Origin of the sequence: Mycobacterium sp. 852002-10029_SCH5224772 (genome assembly GCF_001667315.1) — a bacterium.
GTDB lineage: Bacteria > Actinomycetota > Actinomycetes > Mycobacteriales > Mycobacteriaceae > Mycobacterium.
This window is the reverse complement of sequence record NZ_LZHT01000118.1, coordinates 51,301-73,474: the sequence shown is the minus strand read 5'-3', so window position 1 is coordinate 73,474 and position 22,174 is coordinate 51,301. Positions and strand designations below refer to the sequence as shown.

Annotated in this window: 18 protein-coding genes and 4 pseudogenes; 13 read left to right on the top strand and 9 right to left on the bottom strand. The window is 68.5% G+C overall.

The window, feature by feature from the left end:
* Positions 1–101 precede the first annotated feature (101 nt).
* The 6 genes and pseudogenes from A5775_RS25135 to A5775_RS21370 form a co-directional block, all read right to left on the bottom strand.
* Positions 102–689: pseudogene (locus tag A5775_RS25135) on the bottom strand (DUF2561 family protein); the annotation flags it as partial.
* 59 nt (positions 690–748) lie between these two features.
* Positions 749–1,150 (bottom strand): annotated as a pseudogene (locus A5775_RS25130) (MmpS family transport accessory protein); the annotation flags it as partial.
* A pseudogene (locus A5775_RS21385) lies at positions 1,146–2,756 on the bottom strand (cytochrome bc complex cytochrome b subunit); the annotation flags it as partial. The pseudogenes A5775_RS21385 and A5775_RS25130, both read right to left, overlap by 5 nt.
* Positions 2,753–3,964, bottom strand: coding sequence for a ubiquinol-cytochrome c reductase iron-sulfur subunit (locus A5775_RS21380; RefSeq protein ID WP_067256793.1), 1,212 nt, complete (start codon positions 3,962–3,964; stop codon positions 2,753–2,755). The pseudogene A5775_RS21385 and the gene A5775_RS21380, both read right to left, overlap by 4 nt.
* A 58-nt stretch (positions 3,965–4,022) precedes the next feature.
* A complete protein-coding gene (locus tag A5775_RS21375) occupies positions 4,023–4,886 on the bottom strand; it encodes a cytochrome c (protein WP_156660796.1) in 864 nt (287 codons plus the stop codon).
* Positions 4,887–4,915: 29 nt separating this feature from the next.
* Complete coding sequence (locus A5775_RS21370) at positions 4,916–5,527, bottom strand: heme-copper oxidase subunit III (protein ID WP_067256789.1); 612 nt, start codon at positions 5,525–5,527, stop codon at positions 4,916–4,918.
* A 149-nt stretch (positions 5,528–5,676) separates the two neighbouring features.
* Here A5775_RS21370 and trpD point away from each other — a divergent pair, with 149 nt between their 5' ends.
* The gene (gene trpD, locus A5775_RS25125; RefSeq protein WP_156660795.1) at positions 5,677–6,792 is read left to right on the top strand and encodes an anthranilate phosphoribosyltransferase; all 1,116 of its coding nucleotides are present in this window, start codon (positions 5,677–5,679) and stop codon (positions 6,790–6,792) included.
* Here the strand turns inward: trpD and A5775_RS21355 are convergent.
* A pseudogene (locus A5775_RS21355) lies at positions 6,730–8,589 on the bottom strand (DEDD exonuclease domain-containing protein); the annotation flags it as partial. The gene trpD and the pseudogene A5775_RS21355 sit on opposite strands and share 63 nt — an antisense overlap.
* 107 nt (positions 8,590–8,696) lie before the next feature.
* Here A5775_RS21355 and A5775_RS25120 point away from each other — a divergent pair.
* The 4 genes from A5775_RS25120 (at position 8,697) to pimB (ending at position 12,358) form a co-directional block, all read left to right on the top strand.
* Positions 8,697–8,951, top strand: a complete 255-nt coding sequence (locus A5775_RS25120; RefSeq protein WP_231995239.1) for a hypothetical protein — start codon at positions 8,697–8,699, stop codon at positions 8,949–8,951.
* 180 nt (positions 8,952–9,131) lie between these two features.
* Positions 9,132–10,277, top strand: coding sequence for a peptidoglycan hydrolase RipC (ripC, locus tag A5775_RS21350; protein WP_067256785.1), 1,146 nt, complete (start codon positions 9,132–9,134; stop codon positions 10,275–10,277).
* Positions 10,278–10,356: 79 nt separating this feature from the next.
* A complete protein-coding gene (locus A5775_RS21345; RefSeq protein WP_067256808.1) occupies positions 10,357–11,154 on the top strand; it encodes a DUF4157 domain-containing protein in 798 nt (265 codons plus the stop codon).
* Positions 11,155–11,218: 64 nt separating this feature from the next.
* Positions 11,219–12,358, top strand: coding sequence for a GDP-mannose-dependent alpha-(1-6)-phosphatidylinositol monomannoside mannosyltransferase (pimB, locus tag A5775_RS21340; RefSeq protein WP_067256783.1), 1,140 nt, complete (start codon positions 11,219–11,221; stop codon positions 12,356–12,358).
* A 21-nt stretch (positions 12,359–12,379) separates the two neighbouring features.
* Here the strand turns inward: pimB and A5775_RS21335 are convergent, their stop codons facing one another.
* On the bottom strand, positions 12,380–14,179 hold the full coding sequence (locus A5775_RS21335; protein WP_067256781.1) for a long-chain fatty acid--CoA ligase: 1,800 nt from the start codon (positions 14,177–14,179) through the stop codon (positions 12,380–12,382).
* Between the two features lie 173 nt (positions 14,180–14,352).
* On the opposite strand from A5775_RS21335, the gene A5775_RS21330 reads away from it, so the two are divergent.
* From A5775_RS21330 to A5775_RS21310, 5 genes are all read left to right on the top strand, one after another.
* Positions 14,353–14,742: a polyketide cyclase / dehydrase and lipid transport gene (locus A5775_RS21330; RefSeq protein WP_067256779.1), complete on the top strand. Its 390-nt coding sequence runs from the start codon at positions 14,353–14,355 to the stop codon at positions 14,740–14,742.
* 115 nt (positions 14,743–14,857) lie between these two features.
* Complete coding sequence (locus A5775_RS21325) at positions 14,858–15,295, top strand: SRPBCC family protein (protein ID WP_067256777.1); 438 nt, start codon at positions 14,858–14,860, stop codon at positions 15,293–15,295.
* Entirely contained in the window at positions 15,288–16,547 is a 1,260-nt protein-coding gene (locus tag A5775_RS21320) for an ArsA family ATPase (RefSeq protein WP_197512817.1), read from the top strand. Before A5775_RS21325 ends, A5775_RS21320 begins: the two co-directional genes overlap by 8 nt.
* Complete coding sequence (locus A5775_RS21315; RefSeq protein ID WP_067256773.1) at positions 16,544–16,921, top strand: hypothetical protein; 378 nt, start codon at positions 16,544–16,546, stop codon at positions 16,919–16,921. The genes A5775_RS21320 and A5775_RS21315 overlap by 4 nt, the downstream gene beginning before the upstream one ends.
* Positions 16,922–17,006: 85 nt before the next feature.
* Positions 17,007–17,735 (top strand): 1-acyl-sn-glycerol-3-phosphate acyltransferase, encoded by a 729-nt coding sequence (locus A5775_RS21310; RefSeq protein WP_067256771.1) that lies wholly within the window; start codon positions 17,007–17,009, stop codon positions 17,733–17,735.
* Here the strand turns inward: A5775_RS21310 and A5775_RS21305 are convergent.
* Positions 17,732–19,024 (bottom strand): glycosyltransferase 87 family protein, encoded by a 1,293-nt coding sequence (locus A5775_RS21305; RefSeq protein ID WP_067256770.1) that lies wholly within the window; start codon positions 19,022–19,024, stop codon positions 17,732–17,734. The genes A5775_RS21310 and A5775_RS21305 overlap by 4 nt on opposite strands.
* Positions 19,025–19,141: 117 nt before the next feature.
* Here A5775_RS21305 and A5775_RS21300 point away from each other — a divergent pair, with 117 nt between their 5' ends.
* From A5775_RS21300 to A5775_RS21290, 3 genes are all read left to right on the top strand, one after another.
* Positions 19,142–20,002 carry a hypothetical protein gene (locus A5775_RS21300; protein ID WP_197512815.1) on the top strand — a complete coding sequence of 287 codons (861 nt, stop codon included), beginning with the start codon at positions 19,142–19,144 and terminating at the stop codon, positions 20,000–20,002.
* A 141-nt stretch (positions 20,003–20,143) separates the two neighbouring features.
* Entirely contained in the window at positions 20,144–20,638 is a 495-nt protein-coding gene (locus A5775_RS21295; protein WP_067256766.1) for a polyadenylate-specific 3'-exoribonuclease AS, read from the top strand.
* A 90-nt stretch (positions 20,639–20,728) separates the two neighbouring features.
* Positions 20,729–22,117 (top strand): class II 3-deoxy-7-phosphoheptulonate synthase, encoded by a 1,389-nt coding sequence (locus tag A5775_RS21290; protein ID WP_067256763.1) that lies wholly within the window; start codon positions 20,729–20,731, stop codon positions 22,115–22,117.
* Positions 22,118–22,174 lie beyond the last annotated feature (57 nt).

Here is a 22,174-nt window from a genome sequence, read left to right as displayed (position 1 = left end):
GGCTCGTCCGACTCCGACGACGAACACAGCACCGCGCGCTGGCCGTGGGTGGTGGGGATCGCCGCCGTCGCGGCCGCAACCCACGAAACCGGCAGTGCGGCTCAGCGCTCGGCGACCACGCGGCGCAGCTGCCGGATGTGCAGCCACTCGACCGCCGGCATCGCGGCGGTGATGGCGCCGGCGAACACATACGCCACCCACGACGCGCCGTCGTGACCGACCGCCATCAGGTAGGTCGCCGTCGCGACCGCGATCAGCGCCGCACCCATGGTGCCGGTCAAGATGACCGTGCCGCGCAACCAGACCCGGTCTACCGACTCGCCTGACCACTCCGCGTCCGATTTCGGTGTCGCCGCTTGCACCGTGGCCTGCTGGCGCGCCCGCTCCGCCGACGTCCGCGGAGCCTGAGACATGAGGCGCACGGGAGGCCGGTTCGGTGCGGTCATCGCCCGGGCGGCCGGCTCGGACTGAGACATCCGGCGGGCCCGCAACAGAATTGGGATCGCGCCCGCGATGATCAACGCGGAGACGATGATGACGGCGTACAGCACCCAGGTGGTGTGCGGGCTGCTCGCCGATTTGTGAAATCCCCTGCCCAGGTCCGTGAGCGCGACGGCCGCGGCCACGCTGACACCCAGCAGCACCAGGTAAATCGCGGCGCACGCGCCGACCAGAATGCGGTCGATCACCTCGGGCGAAATGGTGTCGTCGCCCATCCCACGCCGATATGCCGAATATCTGCTGACCATCAGCAGCTCGTCTGCGGCGAGTCGTTGCTGTTCGACGACAGCACGGTTCCGTCGCTTGTCGTGATCGAGCAATTGAGCCTGCTGACCCGGAACAGGCTGGAGGCCTCCACCGAGCCCACATCGGATTGCGAGATCGGGGTGACGGTCATCGACCACGGGATGTACACGTTGTGCTGAGTGCGCCGGCGACCGGACGCGTCGACGTAGGTCACCGAGATGATGTCGCCGGGCGCCTTGGTGCCGGTCACCGAGTAGGTGACTTGCCGCGGCCCGGCCGGTGTCGTGGGCGGCGGAGGCGCTGCCGCCGTGGAGGTCGCCGGTGGCGCCGGCGCGGGTACCGGCGGGGGCGGCGGTGCCGGAGAGGGCGTCACCGTCACAGTCTGTGTCTCCGTTGCTGTCGGAGGCGTGCGCCGCCTCCCGCAATGCCGCGTCCTCGGCCGGCGGATCGGCGAACATGAAGCTGCCGCTTCCCGGCGCTCCCGCCGAGCCCAGCTTGTTCATCTTCTTGGGCAGCACCGCGCCCTGGTACTCGAGCGGCAGCGGGTGGCCGTGGTCGTCGACCGGGCCCAACGGCTGGTGCAGCTCGATGTAGGCGCCGTGCGGCAGCCGCTTGATGATGCCGGTCTCGATGCCGTGCTCGAGCACAGCGCGGTCGCTGCGCTGCAGGCCGATGCACCACCGATAGGTGACGAAGTAGACGATCGGCGGCAGGATCACCATGCCGATGCGCCCGATCCACGTCGTAGCGTTCAGCGAGATGTCGAACTTCAACGCGATGATGTCGTTCATGGCCGCCAGCGTCAGCAACATGTAGAACGAGATCGCCATCGCGCCGATCGACGTGCGCACCGGCACGTCGCGCGGACGCTGCAGCAGGTTGTGGTGCGCGTTGTCACCGCTGAATCGCTTCTCCAGGAACGGGTAGATGATCAGCAGGACGAAAATCCCGCCCATGATCAACGCCACCCAGACCGCCGCCGGAATGGTGTGGTGCCAGAAGTAGAACTCCCACGGCGGCCAGATGCGGGCCAAGCCTTCGGTCCACATCATGTAGAAGTCCGGCTGCGAGCCCGCCGAGACGTGAGATGGCTTGTAGGGCCCCAGGTTCCAGATCGGGTTGATCTGCAGCAGGCCACCCAGCAGCCCCAGCACGCCGACGATCGAGGCGAAGAACGCGCCGGACTTGACCGCGAACACGGGCATCACGCGCACCCCGACCACGTTGTGCTCGGTGCGCCCCGGTCCGGGGAACTGGGTGTGCTTCTGGAACCACACCATGGCAAGGTGCAGGCCGATCAGCGCCAGGATGATGCCGGGCAGCAGCAGGATGTGCAGGGAGTACATGCGGGGGATGATGTAACCCGCTGTAGCGCACTCGTTTCCGACGCCACCGCAGGGGAAGTCACCACCGAACAGGGCCCAGTGCAGCCAGGTGCCGATCACCGGCATGCCCAACGTGATCGACGACAGGGCAGCGCGCAACCCGATGCCCGACAACAGGTCGTCGGGCAGCGAGTAGCCGAAGTAGCCCTCGAACATGGCCAGGATCAGCAGCAGCGAACCGATGACCCAGTTGGCCTCGCGCGGCCGCCGGAACGCGCCGGTGAAGAAGATGCGGGCCAGGTGCACCATGATCGACGCCGAGAAGATCAGCGCCGCCCAGTGGTGGACCTGCCGGACGAACAGGCCGCCGCGCACCTCGAAGGAGATGTCGAGGGTCGACGCGAAAGCCTTCGACATATCCACTCCGCGCAGCGGCTGGTACGCGCCGTTGTAGGTGACCTCGGCCATGGACGGGTCAAAGAACAGCGTCAGGTACACGCCGGTGAGCAGGAGCACGATGAAGCTGTACATCGCGATCTCGCCCAGCAGGAACGACCAGTGGGTGGGGAAGACCTTGTTGAGTTGTCTGCGTACGGCCGCCGACGGGTGATAGCGCGTGTCGATGTCCTCGCCTTGACGGGCCAGGACATCGCCGATCTTCGGGGGACTCAGTTTGGGACTCATGATGTCGTCCTCTCCCAGAATGCCGGTCCGACGGGTTCGATGAAGTCACCGTCGGCGACCAGGTACCCGTTGGTGTCGATGGTGATCGGCAGTTGCGCCAACGCACGCGCCGCCGGCCCGAAGATCGGCTTGGCGAAGTGCAGCGCGTCGAACTGCGACTGGTGGCAAGGGCACAAGATTCGGTAGGACTGCTGTTCGAACAGCGACGCGGGGCAACCCAGGTGCGAGCAGACCTTCGTGTACGCGAACAGTTCGCCGAAGTTGAAGCTCTCCTGGCCCTGCCGCTTGACCACGCGGTGCATGTCGGTCGGCCGAATGCGGATGAGCATCACGGGGTTTCGCACACCCTGGTTGATCGCCCGCAGCCTCTCCTGCGACTCCGGGGTGGTGCCGTCACCGTCGGACTCCCGCCATGGGAAGACGGTTTCCATGCCGCCGGCGTCGAGATCCCCGGGGCGCATCTTGACGAACGGCGACCCGGAGAAGCTCCCGGTGGCGCGCGCCAGGTAGATGGTCTCGCCGTGGTAGCGCGGGGTCCAGTCGGAAGTCCACAGCACGGCCTTCTTGCCGTTGGCGGTTTGCACCACCGGCTTCCACGGGTTCTTGATCAAGCCACCAGCAAATGCCACCAAGGTGGATAGGCCGAACGCGCCCAGGCCCACGCCCAGCGACAGCCCGACCAGTTTGCGTCGCCCGATGCCCGAGCCGCCGTAGGAGTCGGCCAGGTTCGCCACCACCGTCTTGCGGTCGACGTCGCGGGAGGCGCCGTCGTGGCGGTCCTGAATCGAAATCTCTTCGGGGATAAAGCGTTTCTGGTACAGGATGGTGCCGATCCCGATGGACAGGATCGACATCCCGAACGTCAGGCCGTACAGCGGGGTGGTCAGCGTGTAGAGCAGGCTGCCCGGGGCTTCCTTCGGCTTGTACTCCCACGGCCAGAACAGGAAGATCAGCAGCAGCGCCAGCCCGAAACCACCGCCCAGCAAAAGCCACAGGGCCACGCCGCGCTCGGCCCGCTTCTCGGCTTTGGTGCCCTCGACCGGCCAGCGGTTTTCCTTGAACACGGTCTCGACGCCGTCGAGCCTGCCGCCCAGCGCCACCAGCTCCTGCTGCGACATCGCGGCCAGCGCCGCGTCGTCGGGCTCCTTCGCGCCAGCGCCCTGCGGGTTCCCGCCGGTGTCAGAGCCGCGACCGTCGCCTTCGCTCATTTTGCGCCGCTCCTCTTCGCCCTTTTTGTCGCTTCGCGCGCTACCGTCTCAGCGCGGCTCATCCTCGTGCCCCAATCCACAGTGCCAGCCCGATGGCGGCGACCATCCCGATGATCCAGGCAGCCATGCCCTCGGGTGCGGGCCCGAATCCGCCCAGGCCGTAGCCGCCCGGCTGACGCTCTTCGGTCACCGCCTTGACGTAGCCGATGATGTCCTTCTTGGCTTCGAAGGACAGCTGGTGGTCGGAGAACTTCGGCATGCTCTGCGGGCCGGTCCGCATGGCCGCCAGGATCTGTTGTTCGTTGGCGGGCTCCAGGTCCGGCGCGTACTTACCGGACGACAGCGCCCCGCCCTTACCGGTGAAGTTGTGGCACGACGAGCAGTTGAGCCGGAACAGGTCCCCGCCGCGTCCCAGGTCCTCGCCGCGCAGCGAGTGCATCGCCAGGCTGCCGTCGGGGTTGCGCACGGTCGTGGGGCCGCCGCCGTTGGCCTGCACGTAGGCGCCCAGCGCGTCGACCTGCCCCTCGTCGAAGATGGGATCCTTGCGCGGCGCCTGCGCCTCGCCGGTCATCGCCGGCATGCGGCCGGTGGACACCTGGAAGTAGACGGCTTCCTCGCCGACGCCGATCAGGCTCGGCCCGCGGTCGGGCACGCCCTGCAGGTTGGCGCCGTGGCAGGACACGCACGACGTGTCGAACAGCTGCTTGCCGGTCCGCAGCAGCGCCGAGTTCGACTCATCGGCGACGGCGACCTGCGGGCGCGGGGTCAGGATGGCGGCCACGCCGCCGGCGATGGTCAGGGCGATCAGCAGCAGCAGGCCGCCCGACAAGCGGCGGCGCAACCGCCGTCGCGAACGGTCACGCTGCCCTTGTCGCGACAGCGCAAGCCGCGAACCGGATCGGGTAGACCCCAGTTTCTTCAACCGAGCACTCCTGTTCGTCCAGCGCCTGCTCATCGGATGAAATAGATCACGGTGAACAGCGCGATCCACACGATGTCGACGAAATGCCAGTAGTACGAGACGACGATGCTGGCCGTAGCCTGCGCCGGGGTGAACTTGCTCATCGCGGTGCGGGCCAGCAAGAAGATGAAGGCGATCAGGCCGCCGGTCACGTGCAGCCCGTGGAACCCGGTCGCCAGATAGAACACGCTGCCGTAGGCGCTGCTGGGGATGGTGGTCCCGTGGCCCACCAGGTGGTAGTACTCGTAGGCCTGCCCGAGGACGAAGAACAGGCCCATCAGGAAGGTGATCACGTACCAGCGGCGCAGCCCGAACACGTCGCCGCGCTCGGCCGCGAACACCCCCATCTGGCAGGTGAATGACGACGCGATCAGCACTAACGTCACGGGGACGGCCTGGTACAGGTTGAGCTCGGTGGGCGGCGGCGGCCACTTCCCGCCGGACTGGGCACGCGCGGTGAAGTACATCGCGAACAGGCCAGCAAAGAACATCAGCTCGCTGGAAAGCCAGACGATGGTGCCGACACTGACCATGTTGGGTCGATTCAGCGAATGAATGCGCGACGTGATTGCAGTACCTGAGGTCCCGACAGCGCTGGTCACATCCGCAAGTATGACGCTTTGTAGTTGTTGAACTCCACCCGGGGCGGAAATTTATGCCTCGCGCGTCGCGCGCGCGTGCAGACCGGGCGGCTCGCGGCCGAGATTGGTCGAGGTTGGGGCTGGTGTGATCCTCGTGGGACCATCGGCGGGTGGCTTTGTCATCTGAGGCCGGGCCGCCCGGAGGCGCTCCGGCGGGCTCCCCGCACGACGCAGGCGCGTCCGCGACGTCGTGGCCGCGGGTCCTGGCCCGGTTGACGGGCGGTCAGGACCTGACCCGCGGGCAGGCGGCCTGGGCCATGGACCAGATCATGACCGGCGAGGCGAGCGCCGCCCAGATCGCGGCCTTCGCAGTGGCGATGCAGGTGAAGGTCCCCACCTCGGCCGAGGTGACCGAGCTGGCCGAGGTCATGCTCAACCACGCGCTGCCGATGCCGGCCGGAGGAATCCGCGACGACACCGTCGACATCGTGGGAACCGGCGGCGACGGCGTCAACACCGTGAATCTGTCCACGATGGCGGCGATCGTGACGGCGGCCGCGGGTGTGCCGGTGGTCAAACACGGCAACCGGGCGGCCTCGTCGTTGTCGGGCGGCGCCGACACGCTCGAGGCGCTCGGCATTCGCATCGACCTCGGGCCCGAGGAGGTGGCTCGCAGCCTCGCCGAGGTCGGCATCGGGTTCTGCTTCGCGCCGTTGTTCCATCCGTCATACCGGCACACCTCCGCGGTGCGCCGCGAGATCGGCGTGCCGACGGTGTTCAATCTCCTTGGACCGCTTACAAATCCGGCCCGACCGCGTGCCGGGTTGATCGGCTGCGCGTTCGTCGACTTGGCCGAGGTGATGGCGGGTGTGTTCGCCGCGCGCCGGTCCAGCGTGCTGGTGGTGCACGGCGACGACGGGCTCGACGAGTTGACGACCACGACCACCAGCACCATCTGGCGGGTGCAGGCCGGCACCGTGGACAGGCTGACGTTCGATCCGGCCGGGTTCGGGTTTCCCCGGGCCGATCTCGACGATTTGTTGGGTGGCGACGCGCAGGCCAACGCGGCGGAGGTGCGTGCGGTGCTGGCCGGCGGCAAGGGCCCGGTGCGCGACGCCGTCGTCCTCAACGCCGCCGGCGCGATCGTGGCCCACGCCGGGTTATCCAGTCGCGCTGAATGGTTGCCGGCGTGGGAGGACGGGTTGGCCCGCGCCGCGGGCGCCATCGATTCCGGCGCGGCCGAACAGCTGCTCGCGCGATGGGTGCGGTTCGGCCAGCAGGTCTGAATTTCGCAGGGCTTGCTCGGCGGCCAGGCGCGCCGAGCGCGCCGCCTCCGCCCAGGCCGCCCAGGCGCCGGCCGATCGCAGCGGGGACGCCCAGCCCGCGGCGTCCTGGGTGCCCTCGACACGGACGATGCGCACGCCGGGGGCGCCCAGCCAGCGCGCGATCAGGGCGGTCTCCTCGACCAGCGCCCCGCCGAGTGGGGCCGATGCTGGCAAAATCGCTTGTGCCGCAGCGGTAATCGCGTCGACGACCGGCATCGGCGGCACCCCCCGCCGGGCGTTGCCGGCGGCGGCGAGTTGGCCGTAGCGGATGACGGCGAGGTGATAGCCGCCCTGGCCGTCGGGCGCGGCGGCGATCAGTTCGGGCAGCGCGGCCAGGGCGCGCAGCCGCTGCCCGCGCCACAGCGTTTCGACCGCGGTCGCGGTGCGGTCACGCAGCCGGGCGGCGCTCTCGAAGTGACGCCGCTCGGCGAGGGCGGCGACGTGGGCCACGGCGGCCGTCAGCGCGGTGTTGTCCGCGCCGTCGACCAACGCCGCCATGTGCGAGACGGCCGCCGCGTATTGCGTGGCGGTGACGCCGCGGGCGGCCGGGCACGGCGACACCTCCGCCTCGGCGCACAGCGGCCCGTGTAATGCCGAGCGGCCCAGCCGGTTGGTGCAGGTTCGCAGGCCGGTGAACCGGGCCAGCAGCGCGGCGGTGTCGGCGGCGTCGGCGCGTGCCCGGAACGGGCCGACGGCGCGATCGTGCCGTGGGGCGCGCACCACCGCCAGGCGGGGGAACGCCTCATCGGTCAGCGCCACCCACCACCAGCGCTGCGGAAACCGAGACCGCCGGTTGTACGGCGGGGCGTGCGCGGCCAGCAGCCGAAGCTCGCGCACACCGGCCTCGAGCGCGTGGGCGCACTCGACGTGGTCGACCGCGCCGGCCAGCGTGACCATCTCCTTCATGCGGCCGCGCGGATCGGCGCCGGTGAAGTACTGGCCGACCCGCCGACGCAGGTCGACGGCCGTGCCGACGTAGAGCACCTCGCCCGACGGCCCGCGGAACAGGTACACCCCTGGCCGGTGCGGCAACCCCTCGGCGAGGACCCGTTTGCGGCGCTGCGCGGGCGTCACGTCGGGCAGATAGGAGCGCAGGTCGGCGTACGTGTGCACGCCCTGGTTGCCCACCCGCTCGATGAGGGCGTGCAGCACGTCGACGGTGGCGCGCGCGTCGTCGAGGGCGCGGTGGGTGGGCTGGGTGGTGACGGCGAACAGCCGCGCCAGGGAGGCCAGCCGCACGCTCGGGGCTTCCTCGCGGCTGAGCACCCGCCGGGCCAGCCGGACGGTGCACAGCACCTCCGGCCGCGGCCAGGCGATGTCACACCGCTGCGCCGCGGCGCGCAGAAAGCCGATGTCGAAGCCGGCGTTGTGGGCCACCAGCACGGCGTCACCGGCGAATTCCAAAAACATCGGCAGCACGGCGTCGATGGCCGGCGCGTCGGACACCATCGCCGTGGTGATGCCGGTCAGCTGCACGATCTGGGGCGGGATGCTGCGCTGCGGATCGATCAGGGTGGCGAACTCGCCGAGCACCACGCCGCCGCGGACCTTGACCGCGCCGATTTCGGTGATGGCGTCCGGCGGCGTCCCCGCCGTGCCCTTGGTGCGTCCGCCGGTGGTCTCCAGGTCCACCACGACGAACGTGGTGTCACGCAACGCAAGCTCGTCGGACGTGAACGGTGACCCGACGTCGGCGAAGCTCAGCTGAGTCGCGCCACGTGCACCCACGGGGGTGACGTTAAGCAGGACGACCGACATCGGCGGCGGTCCCACGCCGCGGCCACAAAAAGATGTCGGTGCCCGCGGTTACGGTTCGGGCAGTCCGGCGTGATGTTCGTCGGAGCCAGACCGAGAGGACCGACCCGATGGCACCAAGAACCGGACCCACCAATGTCGCGATGCCGCCGCCAGAGCCGGGGGCGCCGGTGGTGATCGACTGCGACGACTGCGCGGTGCGCGGGCCCGGATGCCACGACTGTGTAGTCAGCGTGATACTCGGGGTCCCGGATACTTTATTGCAGGACGAACAAGCGGCTTTGGAGGTTCTCGCCGAGGTGGGCTTGACGCCGCGACTTCGTCTGGTCCCGATTCGTCGGGACCGCGGATCTGGTGTAGCCTAAATGCCTTGTCCGCCAAAGGCCCTCGGCTCAGGCGGAATGGGTCACATGAAAATGACAGAATTCTTTCTAATTTCTTAACCGCTCGCTTTGGACAAACGCCGATATCGTTTCGTAACCTGTTTGAGACCTAAACCCGCTCGACGATCAGGATTCGTCGATGGCCGTTTAAGGAAGCAAATTTTGAGGCTTAGCTCTAGGTACCCGGTTGTGCGTGTCGTGACACGTTCGGCCCTAGGGACGCTAGCTGGCTTCGCGCTCCTGTTCGGGGTGGTGACCGCCCCGTCGGGGGCGGACCCAGCGGTCGACGCCATGGCAAAACTCAACGAGCTGTCGCGTCAGGCCGAGCAGACCACCGAGGCGATGCACAGCGCCCAGCTCGACCTGAACGACAAGGTGGCCGCCCAGCGCGCGGCCGACAAGAAGCACAACGACGACCAGGCCGCCGTGGACGCGACCAAGGCCCATTTGACGTCGTACCAGAACTCCGTCAACAACCTGGCCGCCGCGACCTACATGGGTGGTCACGTCGACGGCATGGAAGCCATCCTCACCGCCGGCTCGCCGCAAGGGCTGATCGACAAGCTCGCCGTGCAGCGGGTGATGGCAACGCAAATGGCCAGCCAGATGAAGAGCTACCGGATCGCCGGTGAGCAGGCCGCCAAGGCCGAGCGGGAGTCCGCGAAATCCGCCGCCGAAGCCAAGAGTGCGGCCGAGCAGGCCGCCGCGGTGCGAGCGAGCTTGCAGTCCAAGCAAAGTCAGCTGCAGGTGCAGATCGCGGTGGTCAAGTCGCAATACATGTCGTTGACCGCCGACCAGCGCACCGCGCTCGCCAATCCCGGACCCGACGCGCCCGCGGCGGCGCCGGCCCCCGGTGCCCCGGCGCCGGAAGCGGCACCTCCGGGAGCAGGGCAGGCGCCGGGCGAGGCCCCGCCTCCCGGCGGAATGCCCGGTATGGCTCCAGGCGGCGGGGTCGGCGGCGGTGACCGCGCGACCGTCGTGCAGGCCGCGCTGACCCAGGTTGGGTCCTCCTACGTGTGGGGTGGCGCCGCGCCCGGCGGATTCGACTGCTCCGGCTTGGTGATGTGGGCGTTCCAGCAGGCCGGGATCTCCTTGCCCCACTCCAGCCAGGCGCTGGCCCACGGCGGTCAACCCGTTTCGCTGTCGGACCTGCAGCCCGGTGACGTGCTGACCTTCTACTCGGACGCCTCGCACGCCGGCCTCTACATCGGTGACGGCATGATGATCCATTCCTCCACCTACGGTGTGCCGGTGCGGGTGGTGCCGATGAACTCCTCCGGCCCGATCTACGACGCTCGCCGTTACTAGACACCCCGCGCCGCGGCGCCGGCGGCTTCCGATCCTGCTGACGTGGGTATTCGTCGTCGAGCTGATCGTGGCCGCGGCCATGCCGTTCGACGCCGAACGGAACAGCCGGATCCGGCCCCCGCAGCTGATCACGCCCGCGCGCAGCCAGGTCAGCGCCTCGACGAAGTCGATCGTCGTCGGCGACCGCACCGTCCGCCTGTTGGGCCTCGGCGGCCCGTCGAGTGACCGGTTGTTGTCCCGGGTGGCCTCGGACATGGGCGCCGCGATCGGCGCCGTGGAGGCATTCTGGGGCGTTGACTGGGCACGCGAAATCTCGGTGGTCGCCGCCGGCACGGACGAGGAATTTCGCGGCGCCGCCGGCGGGGGACCGGCGTCGCAGTGGGCCGATATCGCGGCCGCGACCATCTCCGACCGGGTCGATCCCGTCCGCCGGGTCGCCCTCGGCCAGCGGATCGTGTTCGCGCCGGGTGCCGTCAACATGAGCGCGGCGTCTCTGCGAATAGTGTTGGCCCACGAGCTTTTTCACTACGCCGCACGCGCGGACACCGTGGTGGACGCGCCCCGCTGGCTCACCGAAGGGGTGGCCGACTTCGTCGGCCGCCCGCCGGCGCCGGTGCGCACCGAAGGGCTCCTGCCCATGACGCTGCCGTCGGACAGCGACCTGGACGTGCCGGGCACGCAGCGCTCGGTGGCCTACGACCGCGCCTGGGGGTTCGCCCGGTTCGTGGCCGACACCTACGGAGCGCCGAAGCTGCACGATCTCTACCTGGCGACCTGCGGCATCAGGCGCGCTGACATGGCTACCGCCGCCCAGGACGTGCTGGGTACCAGCGAGGCGGGCCTGCTCACCCGCTGGCGCCAGTGGCTGACCCACTAGCGCTGCACCGCCGGGCTCAGGCCGTGTGCGCGGACCGCATCGCCGCCACGCTAGCCTGACGCAGGTGAGTCGGGTCCTGCTGGTAACCAACGACTTTCCGCCCCGCCGGGGCGGCATCCAGTCCTACCTCGGTGAGTTCGTCGGTCGGCTCGTCGACGCCCAGTCGCATTCGGTGACGGTGTACGCACCCCAATGGAAGGGCGCCGAGGCCTTTGACCGCTCAGACGAGGCCGCCGGCTACCGCGTGGTGCGCCATCCGGGCACCCTGATGCTGCCCGGCCCGGCGGTCGACGCCCGGATGCGCAGGCTGATCGCCGACCACGACGTCGAGACCGTCTGGTTCGGCGCGGCCGCACCGCTGGCGCTGCTGGCCCGGCGCGCGCGGGGGGCGGGGGCGCGCCGGGTGCTGGCCAGCACCCACGGCCACGAGGTGGGGTGGTCGATGCTGCCGGTCGCGCGCTCGGTGCTGCGCCGCATCGGCGACGACACCGACGTCGTCACGTTCGTCAGCCGCTATACGCGGTCCCGGTTCGCTCCGGCCTTCGGGCCCAAAGCGTCGCTGGAACACCTGCCCTCCGGGGTGGACACCGACCGGTTTCGGCCCGACCCGGCCGGCCGGGCCGAGCTGCGTAAGCGCTACGGGTTGGGGGAGCGGCCCACCGTGGTGTGCGTGTCTCGGCTGGTGCCGCGCAAAGGCCAGGACATGCTCATCAAAGCGCTGCCCTCGATCCGGCGGCGCGTCGACGGGGCCGCCCTGGTCATCGTCGGTGGCGGGCCTTACCTGGAATCACTGCAGACGCTGGCCCGCGACTGCGGGGTGGACGACGAGGTGATTTTCACCGGCGGCGTACCTGCCGCGGAGCTGCCCACCCATCACGCGCTGGCGGACGTGTTCGCGATGCCCTGCCGCACCCGCGGTGCCGGCTTGGACGTCGAGGGACTGGGCATCGTCTTCCTGGAGGCCTCGGCGAGCGGCGTGCCCGTCGTCGCCGGAAAGTCCGGGGGAGCGCCAGAAACGGTGCGGCACAACGAAACTGGGCTCGTTGTCGACGGTTGCTCGGTGACCGAGATCGCGGACGCCGTCGCCGAGTTGCTGATCGATCGGGACCGCGCCGCGGCGATGGGCGCCGCCGGCCGCGAATGGGTGACCGCCGAGTGGCGGTGGGACACCCTGGCGGCACGGCTGGCCCAGCTGCTCGGCTAGCAGTGCCGAGCAGCCGCCGGGCTAACCGGCGTAGATCGATTCGATGTCGGAGGCGAACTTCTCGGCCACCACGTTGCGCTTGACCTTCATCGTCGGCGTCAGTTCACCGGTGTCCTCGGTGAAATCGACTGGCAGGATGCGGAACTTGCGGATCGACTCGGCGTGCGACACCGCCTGATTGGCGTCCTTGATGGCCGCGTCCACCTCGGCGACAAGGTCGGGATCGGTGGCCAGATCGGCCACCGAGGTGCCGGCCCCCTTCTGGTTGCGCTGCTTCCAGCCGTCGAACGCCTCGGGGTCGATGGTGATCAGCGCGCCGATGAACGGTTTGGCGTCGCCGACCACCATGGCCTGGCTGATCAGCGGATGGGCCCGCAGCCGGTCCTCCAGCACGGCGGGGGCGACGTTTTTGCCGCCCGCGGTGACGATGATCTCCTTCTTACGCCCGGTGATCTTCAAGAAGCCGTCGTCGTCGAGCACGCCCAGATCACCGGTCTTGAACCAGCCGTCGTTGAAGGCATCTCCGGTGGCCTGCTCGTTGCGCCAGTAGCCGCCGAACACCACGCCGCCGCGCACCAGCAGCTCGCCGTCGTCGGCGATGCGCATGCTGTTGCCGGGCAACAACGTTCCGACGGTCCCGATCTTGACGTTGCCGACCTGGTTGACCGTGATCGCCGAGCTGGTCTCGGTCAGGCCGTAGCCCTCGTGGATGGTCAGGCCCACGCCGCGGTAGAAGTGCCCGAGCCGCGACCCCAGCGGCGCGCCGCCCGATACCGAGGCGTGGCAGTCGCCGCCCAGCGCCCCGCGCAGCTTGCGGTACACCAGCCGGTCGAACAACGCATGCTTGGCGCGCAGCACCGGCCCCCGCCGACCGCGATCCTGGGCCTCGCTCCAGTCGACGGCGGTCTGCACGGCCATGGCGAAGATCCGCCCCTTGCCGTCGTTCGCGGCGTTTTGCTCGGCGGTGTTGTACACCTTTTCGAACACCCGTGGAACCGACACCACCACGGTCGGTTTGAACACCGCGAACAGCGGCAGCAGGTTCTTGATGTCGCTGGTGAATCCGACGGTCACCTTGTTGGCGAACGCGGACAAGGTCAGCGAGCGTGCCAGCACGTGGGCCAGCGGCAAGAAGATCAGCAGCCGCTGCCCCTCGTCCAGCAGCGTCGGCAGGCTTTCCTTGGCGCCGCGGGTCTCATACAGCAGGTTGGAGTGTGTCAGCTGGCAGCCCTTGGGCCGCCCGGTGGTGCCCGAGGTGTAGATGAGCGTCGCGGGATCGTCGGCCCGCAGGGCCTCGAGGCGCGCGGTCAGCTCGGCCGGTTCCACCGATGCGCCGGCCTCCACAAGCTGGTCGAGCGCCTTGGGACCCGAACCGTCGATGTGCAGCACCCGGCGCAGTGCGGGCAGTTCGGCAGTCAGCTCGGTGACCATCGCCGCGTGCTCATCGGTCTCGGCGAACGCCAGCACCGCCTCGGAGTCCTGCAGCACCCAGCGCACCTGTTCGGCCGACGACGTCTCATAGATCGGCACGGTGACCGCGCCCACCGACAGGATCGCCAGGTCGAGGATCGCCCATTCGTAGCAGGTGGCACAGAAGATCGACACCCGGTCGCCGGCCTGCACGCCCAGTGCGATCAAACCGAGTGCGGCGGAGCGAATCTGATCGGCCGCCTCGGCGCAGGTGACGTCGGTCCACTCGCCGTCGACCTGACGTCGATAGATGACGAAGTTAGGGTCATCGTGCTCGTGCTCGAAGACCATTGTCGCGATGTTTTCGTCTTCGTCGACCGAAAAGCGGGCGGGGACGCTGTACTCACGCACTCTTATGACCTCAATTGACCTCGTGAAAGATTCCCGGCAGGCGGGGTTGCTGTCGACCAGCCTAATCCGAGCATCGAGCCAGCACGGCGATAGCCGGCCGCGACCGCGATTGCCTGCCGCCGCGTCCGGACGCCCTCGGCGGAGCGCCGGGGGCCGTGTGTGAAGCTGTGGGCATGAACAGCATCCAGATCGCGGATGAGACGTTTGTCGCCGCCGACGGCGCACGGGTGGGCGCCGCGGTCGCGGATCAGTCGAGCTGGCGCCGCTGGTGGCCGGACCTGCGGCTGCAGGTCGTCGAGGACCGCGCCGACAAGGGCATCCGGTGGTCGGTCACCGGGGCGTTGACCGGGACCATGGAGGTCTGGCTGGAGCCGTCGCTGGACGGGGTCGTGCTGCACTACTTCCTGCACGCCGAGCCGACCGGGGTGGCGGCCTGGCAGCTGGCCAAGCTGAACCTGGCGAAAATCACACACCGCCGCCGAGTGGCGGGTAAAAAAATGGCCTTTGAGGTCAAGACGACACTGGAACGGTCACGTCCGGTCGGAGTTTCTCCGGTAGTTTAGCCGGGTCGGGTCCGCGCAGAGAGTACCGTTTCGGACCGAGACCGGCGGGGCCCCGGCACGGCCGGTTCCGAGAAGCCGGGGCCGATCTGCTTGTGGGAGAGAGGGCAGCAACCAGGTGGCGGAGAAGACGACGCAAACCATCTACATCGATGCCGATCCGGGCACCGTGATGCAGGTGATCGCGGATATCGATTCGTACCCGCAATGGATCTCGGAATACAAGGAAGCCGAGGTTCAGGAGAAGGACGCCGACGGCTACCCGAAAGTGGCGCGGATCGTCATGGACGCCACTGTCCTCAAAGACACCATGGTCATGTCCTACCAATGGCCCAAGGACCGTCGATCGGTCAGCTGGACACTGGTCTCGAGCTCGCTGCTACGTTCTCTTGAAGGGTCGTATCGGTTGGCGCCCAAGGGATCCGGCACCGAAGTCACCTACGAACTCTCCGTCGACCTGGCCATGCCGATGATCGGCTTGCTCAAACGCAAGGCCGAGCGACGTTTGACCGATACCGCGTTGAAGGATCTGAAGAAACGAGTCGAGGCTGAGTGAGACGGCTGAGCCCACCCCGGCCCGGATCAGTCTCTTCGTTGGCAAAGGCGGGGTAGGGAAATCCACGCTGGCTTGCGCGACCGCGGTCAGTGCCGCAAGCGCGGGGCAGCGGGTGCTGGTGGTGTCCACCGACCAGGCGCACTCGCTGGGTGATGTGCTGGGCATCCCCGTCCCGCCCAGCCGAGGCGAACTCGTGCGGGTGCTCGCCGATGACGCGGAGGCCGGCGGCGGGTTTCTCGACGCTCTGGCCTTGGACACCCTGGCCCTGCTCGAAGTCCGCTGGCGTGACATCGTCGCCACAGTCGACCGGCGGTTTCCCGACTCCGAACTGAGCACCATTGCGCCCGAAGAACTTTCGGCGCTGCCCGGTGTTCAGGAAGTGCTCGGCCTGTACGCCGTCGGTGAGCTGGCCGGCTCCGGCCGATGGGATCGCGTGGTGGTCGATTGCGCGTCGACCGCGGACGCGCTGCGGATGTTGACATTGCCCGCCACTTTCGGGCTCTATGTCGAGCGGGCGTGGCCCCGGCATCGCCGGCTGTCCCTGACCGCCGATGACGCCCGGTCGGCGGCGGTGGTCGCGCTGCTCGAGCGCATCAGCGCGAGCGTGGAGGCGCTCAGCGCGCTGCTCACCGACGGCGAGCTGGTCAGTGCGCATCTGGTGTTGACCCCCGAGCGGGTGGTCGCCGCGGAGGCGGCCCGGACGCTGGGGTCCCTGGCGTTGATGGGTGTGCGCGTCGAAGAGCTGATCGTGAACCAGGTTCTGCTGCAAGACGAGTCGTACGAGTACCGCAATCTGCCCGAGCACCCTGCCTTCTACTGGTACACCGAACGCATCGCCGAGCAGCGCAGCGTGCTCGACGACCTCGACGCCACGATCGGTGAGGTAGCCCTGGTGATGACCCCGCACCTATCCGGCGAGCCGGTCGGCGCCAAGGCGCTAGGCGCGCTGCTCGATGCCGCCCGTCGCCGGGGCGGCGCCGCGCCGCCGGGCCCGTTGCGTCCCACCGTGGACCTGGAATCCGGGACGGGACTTGGGTCCATCTACCGGATGCGGCTAGCGTTGCCGCAACTCGATCCGTCGGCGCTGACGTTGGGGAGGGTCGATGACGACCTGATCATCAGCGCCGGCGGATTGCGGCGCAGGGTGAGGTTGGCGTCCGTGCTCCGGCGCTGCACAGTGCTGGACGCGCGCCTGCGGGATGGTGAGCTGACAGTGCGTTTTCGACCAGATCCGGAGGTGTGGCCTAAGTGAGTGGGGCTCATCCCGAAAGCGGTCCCGAGCTACGCAGGCTCGCCCAGTCGATTCTGGACGGAATCGATCCCGCGCTGCGCGCGGCAGCGGCGCTGACGGCGGGCGCAGGACCCGGAACCGGCAAGTGCCAGCAGGTGTGGTGCCCGGTGTGCGCGCTGGCCGCGTTGGCGACCGGCGACCAACACCCCTTGCTCACCGCGATCGCCGACCACAGCATCGCCTTGCTTCAGGTGATCCGCGACATCGTCGACGACATTGACCGGGCGTCCACACCGGAGCCGCCGCCCGACGGTCCGCCCAGCGGCGCGACCGACGCCGGCGATGCCGCCCCGCGGACCCGTTATCAGCCCATCCCCGTCACGCTGGACGAGTGAGCCTCGGCGTCGCAGGTGGTCCCTTCTCGTGGGGATGGGTACAGTTGGCGCAGAACATCAGCGGGTGAAGCAGAGAGGGAGGGCCATGTGGTACTGGCTGTTCAAGTACGTACTCCTCGGCCCGTTGCTATCTCTGCTCGGTCGGCCGAAAATTGAAGGCTTAGAACACGTTCCGAGCTCCGGGCCGGCGATACTGGCAAGTAATCACCTGGCCGTGATGGACAGTTTCTATCTTCCGCTGGTCGTGCGGCGTCGAATCACCTTCCTGGCCAAGTCGGAATATTTCACCGGCACCGGCGTGAAGGGATGGTTCCAGCGGTGGTTCTTCACCGCCGTTGGGCAGGTGCCGATCGACCGTACCGATGCCGACAGCGCTCAGGCCGCGCTGAGGACCGCGCAGCAGGTGCTGGACCAGGGCAAGCTGCTGGGCATGTACCCCGAAGGCACGCGGTCCCCGGACGGCCGGCTGTACAAGGGCAAGACCGGGCTGGCGCGGCTGGCCCTGGAGACCGGGGTCCCGGTGATCCCGGTCGCGATGATCGGCACCAACGTCGTCAACCCGCCCGGGACCAACATGTTGCGGTTCGGCCGGGTCACCGTTCGCTTCGGCGAGCCCATGGACTTCTCGCGCTTCGACGGGTTGGCCGGCAACCGCTTCATCGAGCGGGCCGTCACCGACGAAGTGATCTACGAGCTGATGGGTTTGTCCGGGCAGGAGTACGTCGACATTTACGCGGTCAGCCTAAAAAAGGGCGGCGACGGTGACGCGGCCGACGGCGAGGCCGCGCGCATTCCCGAGACCGCTGCCGGTTAGCCGACCGCGGTAACCGGCGCCAACGGCTCCGGAGCGGTCTCCCGCGAAACCCCGCGGGCGGTGACGGCGACGCCGGCCGCGACGATGACCGCCAGCGCCCACCACACGTAGGACATCCCGGCGAGTTGGCGCCACCACACCGCGCTCGCCTCGTGATGCTTGGGCAGCAGGTCGATCGGAGTCCACCTCATCAGCGCAACCCCGACGGCGCTGACGACCATCAGCGGCGCGTTGCGGCGCCGCCAGGCCAAGATCGCCGTCACCAGCGCCGCGGGCAGCACCCACACCCAATGGTGTGACCACGACACCGGCGACACCACCAGCCCGAACAGCGCGACGCAGACCAGCGCGAGCGTCGGCTCGTCGGCGCGCAGCACCCGCCGCATCGCCCAGACCGTCAGCGCCAGCACCACCAGCGATGCGGCCACCCACAGCAGGAAGCGCTCCTGTTGTCCCAGCCCCAGCCGGGCCAGGGCGCCGGCGATGTTCTGGTCGGTATTCAACGACGCGGAACCGATCCGGTCGGTGTGGTGCACGGTGTGCGTCCAGTACTCCCACGAGTCGTTCCAGGCCAGGGCGAAACCCAGCAGCGTCGCCCCCACGAACGACGCCAGCGCGGTCAACGCCGCCCGGTGATCGCGGCGCAGCAGGAAATAGAGCAGAAACACCGCCGGCGTCAGCTTCAGCGCCATGCCCAGCCCCAGCAAAAGCCCGCGCGGCCACGGCGTGCGGCGCGGCAGGCAGTCGGCGATCACCAGCGTCATCAGCACAACATTGATCTGACCGAAGGCGAAGTTCGAGCTGATCGGTTCCAGCCAGATCGCCGCCGCCGCCGCGGCGACGATGGCCAGCCACCACCGGCGCAGCCAGGCCGGCCCAGGCAGCACAGCGGAGGCGCTCCACACGTCGAGCCGGGTCAGCACGATCACGGTCGACACGACCAGCAGCACCAACGTCAAGGCGGTGATCGCGACACTGGCGGCCGGCATGTGCATCCAGGCGAACGGGCAGAACACGATGGCGGCCAGCGGCGGATAGGTGAACGGCAGATCCACGATCGGCGTGTGGAACAGCACGTCTCCGCGGTACAGCGGCCGGCCGTCCATCCAGGCCCGGGCGCCCATCTGATAGACGTCGATGTCGATGCGATACGGGGTGTGCCCGAACAACTGCCACGCCGCGTAACTGAGCCCCGCCGCGGCGGCCAGCCAAGCCACGCCCCACACCAGCGCCCACCCGGGGCCACGCTTACCTGGTAAGCCCGCCCCGGGCGCCTGCCGTGTACTCATGTCGCACAACAGCGTAATGGGTGCCCGCGCCCGGACATCCCTGGTGCAGCGCGGCTCCCACGGCATCGCCGCGCGAAGGCGTAGGTTTCAGGAGTGCTCCACTCGTTCGGGGACGAGATGTCCCGATGGTTCGAACATGACATTCACGATCGGGGCCACCTGCCACTGTTGTGCTGCCTGGTGGCCTTTATCTTGACGTTTTTCGTCACGCGGACGTTCGTGCGGCTCATCCGTCGCCGCGTCGAAAACGGCCAGCCCACCAGGTGGTGGCACCCGCGCAACGTCCACGTCGGGGGAGTGCACATCCACCACGTGACGTTCGGGGTGGTCCTGACGCTGCTCTCCGGGCTGACGCTGGTCACGCTGTCCATCGATGGGCATGAGCCTCAGTTCATGATGGCCGCTACCTTTTTCGGGGTCGGCGCCGCCTTGGTCCTCGACGAGTACGCGTTGATCCTGCATCTGTCCGACGTCTACTGGTCCGAGGACGGCCGCACGTCGGTCGATGCGGTCTTTGCCGCCGTGGCGGTGGCCGGGCTGTTGATGATGGGTCTGCACCCGCTGATGTTCTTCCTGCCGATCTGGCATGACGCCAATTCGGTGGCACTGCGGGCCGTGGTGGGCGGCGCCATGGCGCTGACGCTGCCGCTGGCCGTCGTGGTGGTGCTCAAGGGCAAGGTATGGACGGGCCTGCTGGGCATGTTTCTGGTCATCCTGCTGGTCATCGGGGCGATCCGGCTGTCGCGCCCGCACGCGCCCTGGGCCCGCTGGCGCTACTCCACGCAGGCGGACAAGATGCGCCGCGCGCTGCAGCGCGAACGGCGGCTGCGCCGCCCGGTGGTGCGGGCCAAGCTGTATCTGCAGTGCGCCATCGCCGGCACGCCGCGGTTCCCGGACCAACATGCGGTGGACGCCAGGCTGGACGACGAGATTCATCCCGCGCCGGCCCCCACCGGTCCCATCCTGATCGGCAGATAGGCCGCCGCGCCCGCCGCCGCTTGAGTGACCGTCTCCTTTTTCGTGCCGTGCCGGCACTCATCGTCGCCGGCTGAGCTTGAGTGACCGTCTCCTTTTTCGTGCCGTGCCGGCACTCATCGTCGCCGGTCTAGGCTTCTTCCGGTGCGGTACTTCTACGACACCGAATTCATCGAGGACGGCCGCACCATCGAGCTGATCTCGATCGGGGTTGCCGCCGAGGACGGCCGCGAGTACTACGCGGTATCCACGGAATTCGACCCCGAGCGCGCCGGGCCGTGGGTGCGCGCCAACGTGCTGCCCAAGTTGCCGCCGCCGGCGTCGCAGTTGTGGCGCTCACGCAGGCGGATCCGCGAGGACCTGGAAGAGTTCTTCGGCCTGAATTCTGGGCAGGCAACCCCGGAGCCGATCGAACTGTGGGCGTGGGTGGCGGCTTACGACCACGTCGCGCTGTGCCAGTTGTGGGGCCCGATGCCGGAACTGCCGCGGGCCATCCCGCGTTTCACCCGGGAGCTGCGGCAACTGTGGGAAGACCGGGGCAGCCCGCGGATGCCGCCGCGGTCATCCGACGCCCACGACGCGCTGGTCGACGCCCGCGATCAGCTCCACCGATTCCGGTTGATCACAGCGGCAGACTGAGACCGCCCCGAGGCGATCGAGCCCAGATCGACGGCGTTCACGCTGATCAGCCCTGACCAGGGGCGTCCACGCCCCGGTTACGATGGACCGATGAACTGGACCGTCGACATACCGATCGACCAGCTGCCGCCGCTGCCGCCGCTGCCGACCGATCTGCGGGCGCGGTTGGACGCCGCCCTGGCCAAGCCGGCCGCCCAGCAACCCAGCTGGCCCGCCGATCAGGCGTCGGCGATGCGCACGGTCCTGGAGAGCGTGCCGCCGGTCACGGTGCCGTCGGAAGTCGTCCGGCTACAAGAGCAACTGGCCCAGGTGGCCAGGGGTGAGGCGTTCCTGCTGCAGGGCGGTGACTGCGCCGAGACGTTCACCGAGAACACCGAACCCCACATCCGCGGCAACGTGCGCACCCTGCTGCAGATGGCGGTGGTGCTGACCTACGGCTCGAGCTTGCCGGTGGTCAAGGTGGCCCGCATCGCGGGGCAATACGCGAAGCCACGCTCAGCCGACGTCGACGCGTTGGGGTTGAAGTCCTACCGCGGCGACATGATCAACGGCTTCGCCCCGGACGCCGCGGTGCGCGAGCACGATCCGTCGCGGCTGGTGCGTGCCTACGCCAATGCCAGCGCGGCGATGAATCTGGTTCGGGCGCTGACGTCTTCGGGGTTGGCGTCGCTGCATGGGGTTCACGACTGGAACCGCGAATTCGTCCGGACATCGCCGGCGGGTGCCCGCTACGAGGCGCTGGCCACCGAGATCGATCGCGGTCTGCGTTTCATGAGCGCCTGCGGGGTGGCCGACCGCAACTTGCAGACCGCCGAAATCTACGCCAGCCATGAGGCTTTGGTGCTCGACTACGAGCGGTCGATGCTGCGCCTGTCCGAAAGCGACAGCGGCGAGCCCCAGCTGTATGACCTGTCGGCGCACACCGTGTGGATCGGCGAGCGGACCCGCCAGCTCGACGGCGCACACGTCGCCTTCGCGGAGGTGATCGCCAACCCGATCGGCGTCAAGATCGGCCCGACGATCACCCCGGAGCTCGCCGTCGAATACGTCGAGCGGCTCGACCCGCACAACAAGCCCGGCCGGCTGACGTTGGTGAGCAGGATGGGCAACAACAAGGTGCGCGACCTGCTGCCGCCGATCGTGGAGAAGGTCCAGGCCGCCGGCCACCAGGTGATCTGGCAGTGCGACCCCATGCACGGCAACACCCACGAGTCGTCCAACGGCTACAAGACCCGGCACTTCGACCGCATCGTCGACGAGGTGCAGGGCTTCTTCGAGGTCCACCGCGCGCTGGGCACCCATCCCGGCGGCATTCACGTCGAGATCACCGGCGAGAACGTCACCGAGTGTCTTGGTGGGGCGCAAGACATTTCGGACACCGACTTGGTCGGCCGCTACGAGACCGCGTGCGACCCACGGCTGAACACCCAGCAGTCGCTGGAGTTGGCGTTCCTGGTCGCCGAGATGCTGCGCGACTGAGTTTCATTGCTCGTGAGCGTGTGTGTCTGCATGACGACACGGCCGTACAACTGCGCA